The 13,851-nt window shown below is 73.0% G+C and carries 15 protein-coding genes; 3 read left to right on the top strand and 12 right to left on the bottom strand.

Going from position 1 to position 13,851, the window contains the following annotated elements; translation table 11 throughout:
• Positions 1-47: 47 nt before the first annotated feature.
• Complete coding sequence (locus AB0G01_RS20345) at positions 48-1,043, bottom strand: hypothetical protein (protein ID WP_360947633.1); 996 nt, start codon at positions 1,041-1,043, stop codon at positions 48-50.
• Between the two features lie 102 nt (positions 1,044-1,145).
• Here AB0G01_RS20345 and AB0G01_RS20350 point away from each other — a divergent pair, with 102 nt between their 5' ends.
• On the top strand, positions 1,146-1,721 hold the full coding sequence (locus AB0G01_RS20350; protein WP_360947635.1) for a TetR/AcrR family transcriptional regulator: 576 nt from the start codon (positions 1,146-1,148) through the stop codon (positions 1,719-1,721).
• Between the two features lies 1 nt (position 1,722).
• On the opposite strand, the gene AB0G01_RS20355 is transcribed toward AB0G01_RS20350, so the two are convergent.
• From AB0G01_RS20355 to AB0G01_RS20390, 8 genes are all read right to left on the bottom strand, one after another.
• A complete protein-coding gene (locus AB0G01_RS20355; RefSeq protein WP_360947637.1) occupies positions 1,723-1,899 on the bottom strand; it encodes a hypothetical protein in 177 nt (58 codons plus the stop codon).
• Between the two features lie 197 nt (positions 1,900-2,096).
• A complete protein-coding gene (locus AB0G01_RS20360) occupies positions 2,097-2,984 on the bottom strand; it encodes an NAD-dependent protein deacetylase (protein ID WP_360947639.1) in 888 nt (295 codons plus the stop codon).
• A gap of 216 nt (positions 2,985-3,200) precedes the next feature.
• Positions 3,201-3,785 (bottom strand): superoxide dismutase, encoded by a 585-nt coding sequence (locus AB0G01_RS20365; RefSeq protein ID WP_360947641.1) that lies wholly within the window; start codon positions 3,783-3,785, stop codon positions 3,201-3,203.
• Positions 3,786-4,087: 302 nt separating this feature from the next.
• Positions 4,088-4,654 carry a hypothetical protein gene (locus AB0G01_RS20370; RefSeq protein ID WP_360947643.1) on the bottom strand — a complete coding sequence of 189 codons (567 nt, stop codon included), beginning with the start codon at positions 4,652-4,654 and terminating at the stop codon, positions 4,088-4,090.
• Positions 4,651-5,700, bottom strand: a complete 1,050-nt coding sequence (locus tag AB0G01_RS20375) for an ABC transporter ATP-binding protein (RefSeq protein ID WP_360947651.1) — start codon at positions 5,698-5,700, stop codon at positions 4,651-4,653. Before AB0G01_RS20375 ends, AB0G01_RS20370 begins: the two co-directional genes overlap by 4 nt.
• A complete protein-coding gene (gene modB, locus AB0G01_RS20380) occupies positions 5,697-6,497 on the bottom strand; it encodes a molybdate ABC transporter permease subunit (RefSeq protein ID WP_360947658.1) in 801 nt (266 codons plus the stop codon). The genes AB0G01_RS20375 and modB overlap by 4 nt, the downstream gene beginning before the upstream one ends.
• Positions 6,494-7,261, bottom strand: coding sequence for a molybdate ABC transporter substrate-binding protein (gene modA, locus AB0G01_RS20385; RefSeq protein WP_360947660.1), 768 nt, complete (start codon positions 7,259-7,261; stop codon positions 6,494-6,496). Before modA ends, modB begins: the two co-directional genes overlap by 4 nt.
• Positions 7,262-7,266: 5 nt before the next feature.
• Positions 7,267-7,665: an excisionase family DNA-binding protein gene (locus tag AB0G01_RS20390; RefSeq protein ID WP_360947662.1), complete on the bottom strand. Its 399-nt coding sequence runs from the start codon at positions 7,663-7,665 to the stop codon at positions 7,267-7,269.
• Positions 7,666-8,049: 384 nt separating this feature from the next.
• On the opposite strand from AB0G01_RS20390, the gene AB0G01_RS20395 reads away from it, so the two are divergent.
• Together AB0G01_RS20395 and AB0G01_RS20400 are read left to right on the top strand one after the other, a co-directional pair.
• A complete protein-coding gene (locus tag AB0G01_RS20395) occupies positions 8,050-10,407 on the top strand; it encodes an immune inhibitor A domain-containing protein (protein ID WP_360947664.1) in 2,358 nt (785 codons plus the stop codon).
• A gap of 117 nt (positions 10,408-10,524) precedes the next feature.
• Positions 10,525-11,100, top strand: a complete 576-nt coding sequence (locus AB0G01_RS20400; protein WP_360947666.1) for a hypothetical protein — start codon at positions 10,525-10,527, stop codon at positions 11,098-11,100.
• A gap of 41 nt (positions 11,101-11,141) precedes the next feature.
• Here AB0G01_RS20400 and AB0G01_RS20405 read toward each other — a convergent pair whose 3' ends face one another.
• From AB0G01_RS20405 to AB0G01_RS20415, 3 genes are all read right to left on the bottom strand, one after another.
• On the bottom strand, positions 11,142-11,912 hold the full coding sequence (locus AB0G01_RS20405; RefSeq protein WP_360947668.1) for a polysaccharide deacetylase family protein: 771 nt from the start codon (positions 11,910-11,912) through the stop codon (positions 11,142-11,144).
• Positions 11,913-12,456: 544 nt separating this feature from the next.
• Positions 12,457-12,615: a hypothetical protein gene (locus tag AB0G01_RS20410; protein ID WP_360947670.1), complete on the bottom strand. Its 159-nt coding sequence runs from the start codon at positions 12,613-12,615 to the stop codon at positions 12,457-12,459.
• A gap of 166 nt (positions 12,616-12,781) precedes the next feature.
• A complete protein-coding gene (locus AB0G01_RS20415; protein ID WP_360947672.1) occupies positions 12,782-13,768 on the bottom strand; it encodes a GDSL-type esterase/lipase family protein in 987 nt (328 codons plus the stop codon).
• Positions 13,769-13,851 lie beyond the last annotated feature (83 nt).

The raw sequence follows: 13,851 nt of genomic DNA on the forward strand, positions 1-13,851 counted from the left end.
CTTCGTCCGGGGCGCGGACCGGCAGCGGGTGCGGTCACCGCTCGCCGTCAACGTCGTGTCGCGTAGTGCTCGGCGATCACCGCGAACGCCTCCTTCGGTTCGCGCGTCCCGTCCGGGTGCAGCCGGACGACGCCGAAGCTCGCCAGGTCGAGATCCGGGTCACCGCCGTGCGGCAGGTGGAAGCTCGCGTAGGTGTTGACGAACGCGGTGTCGACGCCGGTCTTCTCGAAGACCCGCAACAACTCCCGCACGTACCCGGCCTGCCCCGCCTCGTCGCGCACGAGGCCGCCGGCCAGGCCCGACGGCCGACCGCCCTCGTACTCGACGACCAGCATCCCGCGCGCGCCCAGGTCCGCCGCGCCCCGGTAGGTGGCCGCGCCGAACTCCGTGATCGCGACGGGCTTCCCCTGCGCCACGAGCGCGCGGATCGAGTCCTCGTAGTGGTCGGCGATCTCGACGGACCGGTAGGCGTCGACCGACACGATGTCGAACGGCGTCCAGTCCACCCCTTCGAACGGGATGGCCGCGTAGGTCACCGGCCCGCCGAACCGCTCGCGCACCACGCGCACCGCCTCGGCCAGGAACTCGTTGATCCGCCGGGGCACGTCCGCCAGCAACGCGGCGGTTTGGTCGCGCGTGCCGTTCAGCAACGCGGCCGTGCGCTCCAGACCACCGTCGCCGGGCAGGAAACCCCGGGTGAACAAGCTCAACTCGGCCCCGGTCACCACGACCACGCGCGCCCCGGCCAGCCGCAGGCGCTCGGCGCGGTGCGCGCAGTCGGCCAGGACGGCCGTCAGCTCCCCGGTGGTGAGCTCGCAGGTGAAGGGGGAGAGCCACACCTCCAGCCCGAGTTCGGCGGCGAGCCGGCCGGCGGTTTCCAGCCGCTCCGGGTCGCCGCCGGTCAGCCGGACCGCCGTGCAGCCCAGGTCGTCGCGGATGGACCGCAGATCGCGCGCCACGGCTTCCGGATTCCACCGCTCGTGCGTGCTGACGCCGAGGTCGTTGATGAACCCGGTGTCGTACCCGATACCTCTGCCGCGCATGTCGACCCCTCACATTTACGGTACTCGATGTACCCTAACCGGGAAGTTAGCACAGCTCTGAGGCCCGGTGTTAAGGTACGCCGCGTACCAGGAGGTGAGCGCGTGACGGAGACCCGGCGACGTGGGGCGGAGCTGGAGCGGGCGATCCTGAGCGCCGCCGCCGAGGAGTTGGCCGAGTCCGGCTACGAGGGCCTGACCATGGACCGGGTCGCGAAACGGGCCGGCACCAACAAGAACGCCATCTACCGCCGCTGGCCCAACCGCGCCGCGCTCGGCGTCGCCGCGTACCGCTACCTGGTCACGGCGGCGGCCGACCTGCCCGACACCGGAGACCTCCGCGCCGACGTCCTGGAACTGCTGCGCCGCGCGAACCGGCACTGGTCCTCGCCGCAGGGCGCGATCCTGCGCGGTCTGCTGGCCGGGATCGGCGTGCCCGAGCTGCTCGCGCAGATGCGGGACGAGGTGAGCGACGCGGGCAGCGCGCTCTGGCTGACCGTGCTGGGTCGCGCGGTGGCTCGCGGCGAGGCACGTCCGGAAGCGCTGCACCCCAGGGTCGCCACGGTCGCGGTCGCCTTGCTGCGCAACGAGTTCCTCACCAGCGGGGTGCCGAACGTGCCGGACGCCGTGCTGGTCGAGATCGTGGACGAGATCTACCTGCCGCTGGTGCGCGCGCGGTGAGCTAGCTCGCCGGGCGCAGTTCGCGCCCGGACGCGGCGAGGTGCTCCCACGTGCGTCCGCGCTGGCTGGGCGGTTCGGAACCGTCCGCCGCGCGCAACGGGTACACCAGGCCGAACGGAACGGGCTGGTCGAACTCGTCACCGCTGCGGACGTCGACCAGGTCTCGTACGTGCGCCATGACGTCCTCCTCGCCGGAGAGGCGGAACGGCTCTTCGCCACGAGGCCGTTCCGGTTGTGCGAGCTGGATACCCTTTACCGCACAACGACACGCTGCGACATCAGGGTGAAATCGCTCCGCCGTGATCTCCGGTCCCGCGACCGGCGCACGGTGCCGTCGACGACAGTCCACAGTGGACCGAACCGTGCGGGGCGACGTCAGGGTCGGACGTCCACCCGCAGGATGCCGCACACCTCGGTCAGCGCCCGGCCGAGCGGCAGGTCGACCCGTGCGGTGGCGTGCTGGTCGCCCCTGGTCTCGCCCTGGTTCACGATCACCACCGGCTTGCCCGCGCCGGCCGCCCGCCGGACGAACCGCAGCCCCGACATGACCGTCAGCGAGGAGCCCAGGACCAGCACCGACCGGGCTTCGTCCACCATCCGCGCGCACTGGTCGACCCGGGTGCGAGGCACGTTCTCCCCGAAGAAGACCACGTCCGGCTTGAGCACGCCCGCGCAGTCCGCGCAGGGCACCACCCGGAAGCCGCGCACGTCCTCGTCCGCCAGGTCCGCGTCGCCGTCCGGGTTGATCCGCGCGACGTCGGCGGTGAAGTCCGGGTTCGCCGCGCGCAACCGCCGGTCCAGCTCCTCGCGCGGGCTCGACCGGCGGCAGTCCAGGCACACCACCCGGTCGAGGTTGCCGTGCAGCTCCACGGCGTCCGCCGTGCCCGCCGCGTGGTGCAGGCCGTCCACGTTCTGGGTGATCACGCCGGACACGAGGCCGGCGGTGCGCAGCGCCGCCACCGCGCGGTGGCCCGCGTTCGGGTCGGCGCGGGCGATCGTGCGCCACCCGAGGTGGCTGCGCGCCCAGTAGCGGCGGCGGCCGGCCTCGCCGCCGGTGAACTCGTCGAAGGTCATCGGGGTGTGCCGGCGCAGGCTGCCCGCGACGCCCCGGTAGTCCGGGATGCCCGACTCGGTGGACAGGCCCGCACCGCTCAGCACGAGCACGCCGCGCGCGGAGACGGCGCGCACCACCTCGTCCAGGCTGCCGGTGCGCGGGAGCGGCGCACCCGTGGCGGTCCAGCTCAGCGTCGGGCGTGTGCGCATAACACCAGCTTACGTGCGGTCCCCGGGGCGGGCCGCCGTGCTGACCCGGACCAGGTGGCCGGCTCGCGGAAGAGGACCGCGCACTCGACGCGGCAATTGGTTCCACGAGAGCGCGAATACCGTGAATGAGAGAATTCTTCACGACTGGTCGGCGTCCTGCGGTCGGCGTCATGTCGGCATGACGGGCGGGGCCGGCTGCCCCGCCCGTCCGCGAGGTCAGAACTTGACGGTCGCGCAGCCCAGGCGCGGCCCCGCCGTGCCCGCCTTGCCGGGTTCGGTGGCGGTCTTCTCGGCGTGGATCACGACCGAGCCGGCCCGCCGGTCGTCGAACCGCCACGGCACGACGGACGTCACCACGGCCCGACCGCGCGAGTCCGTGGTGAAGTCGAGCCAGATCTCGTTCTTCGGGTTGGCGTACTCGGGGTCGACCGACGGCTGGGCCGGGTCGACTTCGTGCTGGTGGTGCGCGCCCGAGTCGGCCGGCAAGAGGCCGCAGGGCTTCTGGTGGGCGTGCGAGCCGTACGTGCGGTTGGGGATCAGGCCCCACACGCTGAGCTGCACCTTGGTCGAACGCCGCGTCGGCGTGGCCACGACCATCACCTTCGAACCCGGCTCGATGAGCGCGGAGTCGTAGGTGAAGGCGTTGGTGGCCTTGTCGGGCGGGGCGAACCGCCCGACCGTCACCGCGTTGCCGCCGTGCCCGTGCCCGTGGCCGTGGCCGTCAGGGGTGTGCGCGGAAGCTACGCCGGCGGCGGCCACGAGAGCCGTGGCAGCGCCGAGCAGGGGGAGAAGACGTTTCACACCGCGTGCCTTTCCGAATAGTCGGCGGCCGTTTTGTCCGTACTTCCCGAACGCTAGCACAATGATCATGAACGGATTGGACGGCGGAATCCGGGGTGCGACTCCCTCGAACCCCGGTCGAACACCCGGAACCTGCGAATTCACCACTCACTCAGGAGTGCTGATACCACCATCGGGTGGTGTCGGGAATGTCCCCGGTGTGCCGGCCCGGCCGATCCGGTCCGAGCGGTGCCTCCCCGGGTCGGAGTACCGGCCGAGGTGGCGCAGAGGGCAGGTCCGACCGGCGGCGCGGTCGGTGGTGATCAATCGGAGTGGAGGAACCGGCGGGCCGCCGCCACCGTCGCCGCGCGGTGCTCCGGGTCGTGCCGGGGGCCGTCCTCGTCGCAGAACCCGGGCCCCGCGTCGACCACGTCCACCGCCACGGTGGGCCCGGTGATCCGCCCGGCCACCGCGCGGACGTCGAAGCCCGACCGGCGCTCGGCGAAGATCGCCAGGCACGGGATGCGCGGCAGGTGCCCGGTGTGGTCGCGAATCCGCGCGCCGTGCACGCACACGATCGAGTCGAACGCGTCGGAGGCCAGCCACGCGGCCGTCGCGCCGACGCCGAGTCCCAGGCAGACCACGCGTTCGTGCGCCGCGCGCAGTTCCGCCGCGTGCGCGGCCAGCGCCCGCGCCATCGCGACCGGGCCGAGCTCCTCGGCGAACCGCCGGCCGGCCAGGTCCTCCTGCCCGTCCGGGCGGACCACGCCGGCCGGGCGGAAGTCCGGCGTGACGACCGTCCACCCCGGACGGCGCACGGCCTCCGCCATCGCCCGCACGTGCCGGTCGGGACCGTCGGTGCCGTGCGCCACGACCAGTGCCGTGCTCATGCGGGGTACGTCCGGATCTCGGTGGCCTTGAGCGCCGCCCACAGCGCGTCGCCGGGGTGCACCCGCAGGTCGGCCAGCGTCGCTGTGGTGATGTCGGCCAGCACCGGCGGCGCGCCGTCCAGCCGGACGCGGGTGGTGTGGGCGTGCTGCTCGACGCCGGTGACGATCACCCGCCAGGTGTTGCGCGGGCTGCCCCCCGGCGGCTCGGGGTGCAGGCTGACCGCGCTGGGCGGGAACGCCACGTGCACCGCCCCGGAGGCCGGTTCCGCGATGGTGAGGGTGCTCCCGTCGGCCAGCGTCACGGCGGTGCCCGCAGCCCGTCCCCGGTACAGGTTGAGGCCGACCAGGTCGGCCACGTAGGCGGTGCGCGGGCGGCGGGCCACCTCGGCGGGCGTCCCCTCCTGCACGGCCCGGCCGTCCTCCACGACGACCAGGCGGTCGGCCAGCACCATCGCGTCCAGCGGGTCGTGGGTGACCAGCAGGGTGTGGCCGGGGAAGTCGGCCAGGTGCCGGCCGAGCCCGGCGCGCACGGTCAGCCGGGTGCTCGCGTCCAGGGCGGCCAGCGGTTCGTCCAGCAGCAGCAGGCGCGGGTCGGTGACGAGGGCGCGGGCCAGCGCGACGCGCTGCGCCTGGCCGCCGGACAGCGCGCGCGGCTTGCTCCGGGCGAGGCCGGCGAGGCCGACGCGGTCGAGCCACTCGTGGGCACGGGCCCGCGCGTCGGCCCGGGGCGTGCCACGGGCGCGCAGCCCGAACGCCACGTTCTCCAGCGCGGTCAGGTGACCGAACAGCAGGTAGTCCTGGAACACCACGCCGACGGGGCGGCGCTCGGCGGGCACGAACACCTCCGGCGGCACGTCCCACGGCTCGGCGTCGAGCCGCACGTGCCCGCCGGTGAGCGGCAGCAGACCGGCCAGCGCGCGCAGCGCCGTCGTCTTGCCCGCCCCGTTGGGCCCGAGCAGGGCCACCACCTCGCCGGGCGCGACGGTCAGCGGCAGCTCCAGCCGGAACCGGTCGCGGGTGACCCGCAGGTCCGCGTGCACGGTCACGTCGCGCCCCTGATCCACCGGTCGCGCAGACCCGCCAGCACGCCCACCGACACCACCAGCAGGACGATGCTGAGCACGACGGCGGCCTCCGGTTCGGTCTCCAGGGCGAGGTAGACGGCCAGCGGCATGGTGGTGGTCTCGCCCGGGAAGTTGCCCGCGAAGGTGATGGTGGCCCCGAACTCGCCGAGCGCCCGCGCCCAGCACAGCACCGCGCCCGCCACCACGCCCGGCGTGATCGACGGCAGCGTCACCCGCCGGAACGCGAACCACCGGGACGCGCCCAGCGTCGCCGCCGCCTCCTCGAACCGGGGGTCGGCGGCCCGCAACGCGCCCTCGACCGAGATCACCAGGAACGGCATCGCGACGAACGCCTCCGCCACCACGACCCCGGCGGTGGTGAACGGCAGCGAGATCCCGAACCACGCGTCGAGATACTGCCCGATCACCCCGCGCCGGCCCAGCACCGACAGCAGCGCCACGCCGCCGACCACCGGGGGCAGCACCAGCGGCACGGTGACCAGCGCGCGCAGGAACCCGCGTCCCGGCAGGTCGGCGCGGGCCAGCAGCCACGCCAGCGGGACGCCGAGCACCAGGCAGACCAGGGTGGCCAGGCTCGCGCACACCAGGGACAGCCGCAGCGCCTCCCCCACCTCGGCGCGGACCAGCGCGTCGGGCAGGGTCCGCCACGGCGCGCGGATCAGCAGGCCCGCCGGCGGGACGAGCAGGAACACCAGCCCCAGCAGGGCGGGCAGCACGAGGGCGGCGGGCAGCCGTCCCCGGCCCCGGCGGGGCGTCACGACCCGTCGAACCCGGCGGCGGCGAGCACCGCGCGGCCCCGGTCGGACAGCACGTGGGCCACGAACGCCCGCGCCCCGGCCGCGTTCGGGGCCGTCGCCAGCGGGGCGATCGGGTAGTCGTTGACCGCCTCGTCGGCCTCGGGGAACGAGATCCCCTCCACCTCGGCGGTGGCCGCCACGTCGGTCCGGTAGACCAGCGCGGCGTCGACCTCGCCGAGCCGGACCTTGGTGAGCACCGCCTTGACGTCCTGTTCCAGCGTGTCGGGGCGCGGCGTCACGCCGGCCGCCTCGAACGCCCTCTTCGCCGCCGCGCCGCACGGCACCTGCTCCGCGCACAGCGCGATCCCGAGCTCGGCCCTGCCGAAGTCGGCGAGTCCGGTGATCCGGCCGGGGTTGCCCGCCGGCACGGCGATCCGGAGCCTGTTGCGGGCGAACACGACCGGGGTCGCGGTGATGCCGCCCGCGTCGACCACCCGCGCCACGGCCTCCGGCGCGGCGGCGGCGAACACGTCGGCCGGCGCGCCCTGGTCGATCTGCCGGGCGAGCGCGGAGCTGCCGGCGAAGTTGAACCGGACCCGCACGCCGGGGTGGGCGTCCTCGAACTCCGCGCCCAGTTCGGTGAACGTCCCGGTGAGCGACGCGGCGGCGAACACCGTGACGGTGCCGGTGACCGGGGCGGCACCGTCCGGGCCGGCGGGCGGGTCCGGTGCGCCGCACCCGACCAGGGAGCCGACGACGGCGGCGACGACGAGCGCGGTGCGCACCGCGCTCACCCCTCCGGGATCTCGACGACGACGTGCGTGGACTTGATGGAGGCGACCGCGACGCTGCCGACCTCCAGGCCGAGTTCGTCGGCGGCTTCGCGGCTCATCAGGGACACCACCCGGAACGGGCCGGCCTGCATCTCCACCTGGGCCATCACCACGTCCTTCACCACCCGCGTGACGATGCCCCTCATCCGGTTGCGGGCCGAGGCGGCGATCGTCGCGCCGGGTTCGGCGGCGTCGGCCGACCGCCGCGCGAACTCGGCGAGCTCCCGCCCGTCGATCCCCTTGCGCCCGCTGTCGAGCCGCACGGCGGGCAGCCTGCCCTGGTCGACCCACCGCCGCACGGTGTCGTCGCTGACCCCGAGCAGGGAGGCGGCCTCGCTTATCCGCAGATTCGGCACCACGGCATCGTAGACGCCGCAGAAGCGGGTTCGACAGGTCCACTCGCCCCGGTGGTCCCCGAACTGCCGCCGCGTCCGCCCCGAAGGCGCGACACCGGGCCGGAGCGGGCGCTGCGGACACCGGAGCGGACCGCCGCGCGCGGGTCGGGGCGGCCTCGCGACCCGGCGCGGCCCGAGCGGTCGGCGGGCGGGGGCCGCGCCGGGCGACGTGAGAACGGGCGAGTCGGGCAGATCGGGCATCGAGAGCCGATATCGGTCGCGGCGGGAGGCCGGGTGCCGCACGGGCTTGGGCCATTCCGCCCCCGTCTTCCGGCTGTGCCGCTGGGGCCGTGCCGGCGCATACCGTCCGCACGAACCTCTTTCACCTATCAGCGAGGGGGACTCGTGCGCAGACTCCTAGCCGGCGCGGCAGCGATCGCGCTGGCCACCGCGGGCATCACGATCATGCCCGTGGCCGCCGCCGCGGCACCCGACACCACCACCGACACCGTCCAGTCCCGGCCCGACGAACTGCCGCACCCGCTTGAGGACAAGCGGCGCGCCCTGCGGCAAGAAGCCCTGGCCAAGGTGCTGACCGGTGAGGCGACCACCGAGAAGCGGGGCGCGAGCACCGTCGTCAAGGTCGGCAGCAAGGACAAGAAGAACGGTCAGAAGGCCGCCAAGGTCGACCAGTACGTCGAGCTGGAGCGGGAGAAGGTCGACAAGATCTTCGTCGTGCTCGCCGAGTTCGGCGACGAGCGCCACCCGCAGTACCCCGACCAGGACACCTCGCCCGGCACCGCCGGTCCGGTGCGCTTCGACGGGCCCGCGCACAACGAGATCCCCCAGCCGAACCGGGGGGTGGACAACACCACGATCTGGCAGGCGGACTTCAGCCGCCAGTACTTCCAGGACCTGTACTTCGCCACCGCACCCGGCGCGAACTCGGTGGCGAACTACTTCGACAAGCAGTCCTCGGGCCGCTACAGCGTCACCGGCTCGGTGACCAACTGGGTCAAGGTCCGCTACAACGAGGCCCGCTACGGCCGTTCCGACGGCTTCCCGTGCGGTTCCAACGTGTGCAACAACAGCTACGAGCTGGTCCGCGACGCGGTCACGCAGTGGGTCGCCGACCAGAAGGCGGCGGGCCGCACCGACGAGCAGATCCGGACCGAGCTCGCCTCGTTCGACGAGTGGGACCGGTACGACTACGACGGCGACGGCGAGTTCAACGAGCCGGACGGCTACCTCGACCACTTCCAGATCGTCCACGCGGGCGGCGACCAGGCCGACCGCGACCCCTGGCAGGGCGAGGACGCCATCTGGAGCCACCGGGGCTACGCGTTCAAGAACTACAACAGCGGGCCGGGCTCCAACAAGCTGGGCGGCGCGCCGATCGGCGACACGGGCCTGTGGGTCGGCGACTACACGATGCAGCCGGAGAACGGCGGCGTCAGCGTGTTCGCCCACGAGTACGGCCACGACCTCGGTCTGCCGGACCACTACGACATCAGCAACGGCGGCACGAACAGCGTCAACTGGTGGTCGCTGATGGGCCAGACGCGGGTCGGCGAGCCGGGCGAGGCCCCGGGCACCCGGGCCAACGAGCTGTCCGCGTGGGACAAGCTCCAGCTCGGCTGGCTGGACTACGAGGTCGCGGTGGCGGGCCAGGAGCGCACCTTCGACCTCGGACCGCACGAGTACAACACCGCCAAGGCCCAGGGCCTGGTGGTCGTGCTGCCCGACGTGTCCAAGACGTTCGACTACGGGGACCCGTTCGCGGGCTCGAAGATGTGGTGGAGCGACAAGGGCAACGACATCGACCACACGATGACCCGGGCGGTCGACCTGACCGGCAGGTCCACCGCGGAGCTCACCCTCAAGGCGCGCTACGACGTCGAAGAGGACTTCGACTACCTCTACGTCGAGGCGCAGAACGCCGACGGTAGCTGGACCCAGTTGGACGGCACGTCCGACGGCAAGCCGTTCGTGCGCGACTCCGGCGACGCCCCCGCGATCAGCGGGACGACGGCGGAGCGCTGGGTGGACGTGAAGGTGCCGCTGAACGCGTACGCGGGCAAGAGCACCAAGATCCGCTTCGCCTACCGGACCGACGGCGGCCTGGCGCTCCAGGGGTTCTTCGCCGACGCGCTCAAGCTGACCGCCGACGGCGCGACGGTGTTCGAGGACGGCGCGGAATCCGGCGCGGACTGGGCGCTCAAGGGCTTCCGGAGCACGGCGGGCACCGAGACGAAGGCGTACGACCAGTTCTACATCGCCTCGAACCGGACCTACGAGTCCTACGGCAAGTACAACAAGACCGGCCCCTACCGGTACAGCTTCCCGAACAAGCCGAAGTGGGTGGAGCACTTCCCCTACCAGGACGGCCTGCTCGTGTCGCTGTGGGACACCAGCTACCTGGACAACAACACCAGCGAGCACCCCGGTGAGGGCCTGATCCTGCCGATCGACGCGAACCCCGCGCCGATCTACAACCTCGAAGGCGGGGTGTGGGCACCCACGGTCTCGGGTTACGACGCGCCGTTCGGGTTGCAGAAGTCGGACTCGTTCACCCTGCACGTCAACGGCAAGGCGTCCTACGTGCGCGGCCAGCCGGCCAAGCCGGTGTTCGACGACACCAGGCAGTTCTGGTTCCCGCAGACCCCGACCGCCGGTGTGAAGACGCCGGGGGTGGGCGTCGGCCTGAAGGTGCTCACGCAGACGGGCACCTCGATGAAGGTCAAGTTGTACCGCACCAAGTGACGGATCGGTGCTCGGTCATCGGGCGCGACCGCCCGATGACCGACCGGTAGGCCGTTCGGCGTCGGACGTGATCCATTCAGTGTCACGTCCGACGTCCGGCCGGCGATGTAGTCGGACATGGTGACATCACGTGGTGCCCTGACCGCCGCCGTCCTGGTCGTCTCGCTCGGGGCGTGCGGTCAGCAGGTGTCCCCGGCGGCCTCGGTCGGCTCGGCCACGCGGCCGAGCGAGCCCTTGCGCACGAGCCTCTGCGACGCCGAGGGCGACCTGACGTCGTGGATGCGCGCGGACGGCCTGCCGGTGGACGACGCGAAGTGCACGGCGGAGTCGACCGACGCCCGCAAGCTGCGCGCGTTCGGCAAGTGGACCTTCCCGTCGGGCAGTCGCGCCCAGTCGCACGTCGAGTCCGTGGAGATCGCGGTGTTCGCGGACCGGGGCACGGACGGCGGGAGCGCGTTCGACGACCTCAAGGGCTCCTACCCGCCGCACGAGCAGCGCACGATCGCGGGCCACTACTCGCGGGTCACCACCACCCGGGGCAAGACGATCGTCAACCTGCCCGAGCTGGCCGATCCGCTCGACATCACCATCACCACGACGGTCGCCACCTCGTCGGACGCCCAGTACGCCGACATCCGCGCCGCCCACCTGCGCGCGCTGGAGCAGCTCGTGCCCGTCCTCACCGGGGCCTGACCGGTTTGGGCCTGACCGGGCCGGGCCAGGCCGGCGGGGGCTCAGCGCCGGAACCGCGCCCGCCGGGACGGTTCACCGGCCTCCAGGGCGTCACCGAGCGACCGCCCGGCCAGGCCGCGCGCGGCGCAGGCGTGCAGCAGCCGGCGGGTCAGGTCGCCGCGGTCGAGGGTCGGGGCGGGGCCGTCGTCCACGCCGTCGCCCGGACCGGCGAACCCGTCGTGCCCGAGCACGATCGACCCGGCCCGGGCCGATCGGACCGCGCCCGCGAGCCGCTCGGCCTGCGGCAGGTCCGCCCAGTCCCGCAGCTCCGGGCCCCACAGCACCGGCACGAGGCCGCAGCGGGTGACCGCGCGCCAGGTGCCGAACGACTGCGCCCCGTACGGGGGGCGGAACCAGCGCACCCGGCGGCCGGTCAGGTCTTCCAGCTCGGCGCGGGCGTCGCGGGTGCGCCGCGCGACCTCGTCCGGCCGCAGGCGGGTGAGCCGCCGGTGGTCCGGTCCGTGCAACGCGATCTCGTGGCCGGCCGCCGCGACCTCCGCGAGCAGTCCCGGGAAGCGCCGGACCCGGGTGAGCAGCACGAAGAAGGTGGCCGTCGCCCGGGATTCGGCCAGCGCGGCGAGCACCTCGGCGGTGCCGGCCGGGTCGGGGCCGTCGTCGTAGGTGAGCACGACGTAGGGCGCTTCGGTGCGCACCGCGCACACCGATCCGGCGACTCCACCCAAAAGGCGTTCCACCGGTGCGGCCAGTCCGCGCACGCCAAAAAAACGAGTGGTCACGAGTTCCCCCATGAGTAGCTGGTGCCCGTTCAGCACACCACGGAAACCACTCGGCGCAGCCGCACCACCACGGGATCGGCCGAACTGCGGACTTTCCGGCGGCGGAGTGCCCGAAAGGGAATCGGGTCTGCCCGTGTGACTCCGGCCACGATCGAGGTGGAATAAAACGCCGACCCGCCGGAATACGTGACGAATACATTCCCCGAGCACCGGGCAGCGGCCAGTCGAATACGGTATGAGGGCGCACCGGGAGCCGCCTTTTTCACCCGTTCGGCCCCTTCCGGCGCACAAGTGCGGCGCAATACCGTCTGTCGGGCCGCGCTCTTGGGGAAGAACACGGCGCGCTACGGGGGGAACACGGCAGAGATTCGCAGTCGGAGTCGACGTCGACGGTCGCGTGCGAATAGCCGACGACCGGCCAGGACTCCCGGAAGACCATTCCGCGAAATGGTGCAGGCTCCGCGTCAGGCGAGGTCCCCCAGTCCCGCCTGGCGCTCGCGAGGGGTCGGGGGGTCCGTCCACGGGACTCCCCGACCCCGCTTTTCGCGCATTCCCCCCGGTCCGCCCGACAGCGGCGGGTTCAGACCGTCGGCCGGGTCTCCACCCGGGCCCGGCGACGGCGCGTGAACGCCCGGTCGGCGGCACAGCCGACCAGGAGCGCACCCGACAGCAGGACCAGCGATTCCCCTCCGTGGACCGCGCACGCGCAGACCAGGACGGTCCAGAGCAGCAGCCTCATGAACCAAGGCTAGGGACGCAGATCACAGCCGTCCAAGGATTTGAGCATGGCTTAGGGTTGGCTCCGGGCCTGGCCCTGGGGTCGACCTCGCCGCCCGCTCACGTGGCCGGACGGCCGACCCCTCGTCCCGGGGGGAATCGGCCGTCCTCTGTCGCCCGGGGTGGGACTAGGCCACGGCGTGCAGGTTGCCGTCCGCCCCTTCGAGGCACCGCGCGGAGGCCGCGCCGCCGTTCACGAATTCCGTCACGCAGCGGCCCAACTGGGCGTGCGCGGCGGCGTTCGGGTGGAACGACTGCTGGGCCAGGTGGATGCCGATCGCGTCCAGACCGCCGTTGACCAGGGCGTACGGGTCGACGGTGAGCCGTCGTTGCCACTCGCCCGTGGAGCTGCCGCCCTTGCTGCACGCCTCGCGGCCCTCGGTGGCGCGGGAGAAGTCGAGGAACTTCACGCCCGAACGGGACGCGACACCGCGCAGCGCCTCGGCGAACTGCGGCACGGCCACCGTCCGCCCGTAGGCGGCGTCGGGCAGCCGCAGCGGGCAGCCCTGCGGGCCGTGCAGCAGCTTGTCCATCTTCTCGGTCACCGGGGACGCGTACGAGGTGAGCACCAGCGAGTAGGACGAGTCCGCGTAGCCGGCCTGCGCCATCGCCGAGCGCACGTCCCGCAGCGCCGTCTCGACCTTGGGTGCCATCGCGGTCAGCCGGGCGGGCCACTGGGTGGCCAGCTTCGACCGGCAGCTCGCGCCGAAGGGGTTCACCCACGCGGCCACGCAGTCGACCATGGTGTCGGCGAACCGGGGGTCGTCGTTCGCGCCGACCTGCACCAGCACGGTGGTCACCCGGTACTGGCGGGCGACCTCGACCAGCCGCCGCGCCTGGGAACCCTCGGTGTAGTGGGTGGTGTCGGCCAGCGAGACGTTCGAGGAGTCCGCGCCCGAGCAGGCCAGGTTGACGGTGCGCTCGGCGAGCGCGGTCCGGTGGATCATGGACTGGGTGGACCGGTGGCACCAGTTGCCGTTCTGGCCCTCGGTGCCCGGCTCGTACGAGCCCGCGCCCTCACCGGACATGGCGCTGTCGCCCAACGACACGACCGCGGTCTGGCGGGTGTCCGCCGCGCCGGCCGAGGCCGGCAGCACCACGAGTGAAGCTCCCACGAGCGCCACCGCGCCCAAGACCCGACTCCACGTCACCGCGCGACCTCCACCGCTCGTGGCGTCCGCAGTCGGACGCCAACTCA

It is taken from the genome of Actinosynnema sp. NPDC023587, from assembly GCF_040640215.1.
Taxonomy (GTDB): Bacteria; Actinomycetota; Actinomycetes; order Mycobacteriales; family Pseudonocardiaceae; genus Actinosynnema.

What these genes read in the sequence shown, in the direction of transcription:
- AB0G01_RS20400 (WP_360947666.1), top strand. Translation starts at nt 10,525, where the DNA reads ATGGTGACATCACGTGGTGCCCTGACCGCCGCCGTCCTGGTCGTCTCG.
- AB0G01_RS20410 (WP_360947670.1), bottom strand. Translation starts at nt 12,615, where the DNA reads ATGAGGCTGCTGCTCTGGACCGTCCTGGTCTGCGCGTGCGCGGTCCAC.
- AB0G01_RS20355 (WP_360947637.1), bottom strand. Translation starts at nt 1,899, where the DNA reads ATGGCGCACGTACGAGACCTGGTCGACGTCCGCAGCGGTGACGAGTTC.
- AB0G01_RS20345 (WP_360947633.1), bottom strand. Translation starts at nt 1,043, where the DNA reads ATGCGCGGCAGAGGTATCGGGTACGACACCGGGTTCATCAACGACCTC.
- AB0G01_RS20360 (WP_360947639.1), bottom strand. Translation starts at nt 2,984, where the DNA reads ATGCGCACACGCCCGACGCTGAGCTGGACCGCCACGGGTGCGCCGCTC.
- AB0G01_RS20370 (WP_360947643.1), bottom strand. Translation starts at nt 4,654, where the DNA reads ATGAGCACGGCACTGGTCGTGGCGCACGGCACCGACGGTCCCGACCGG.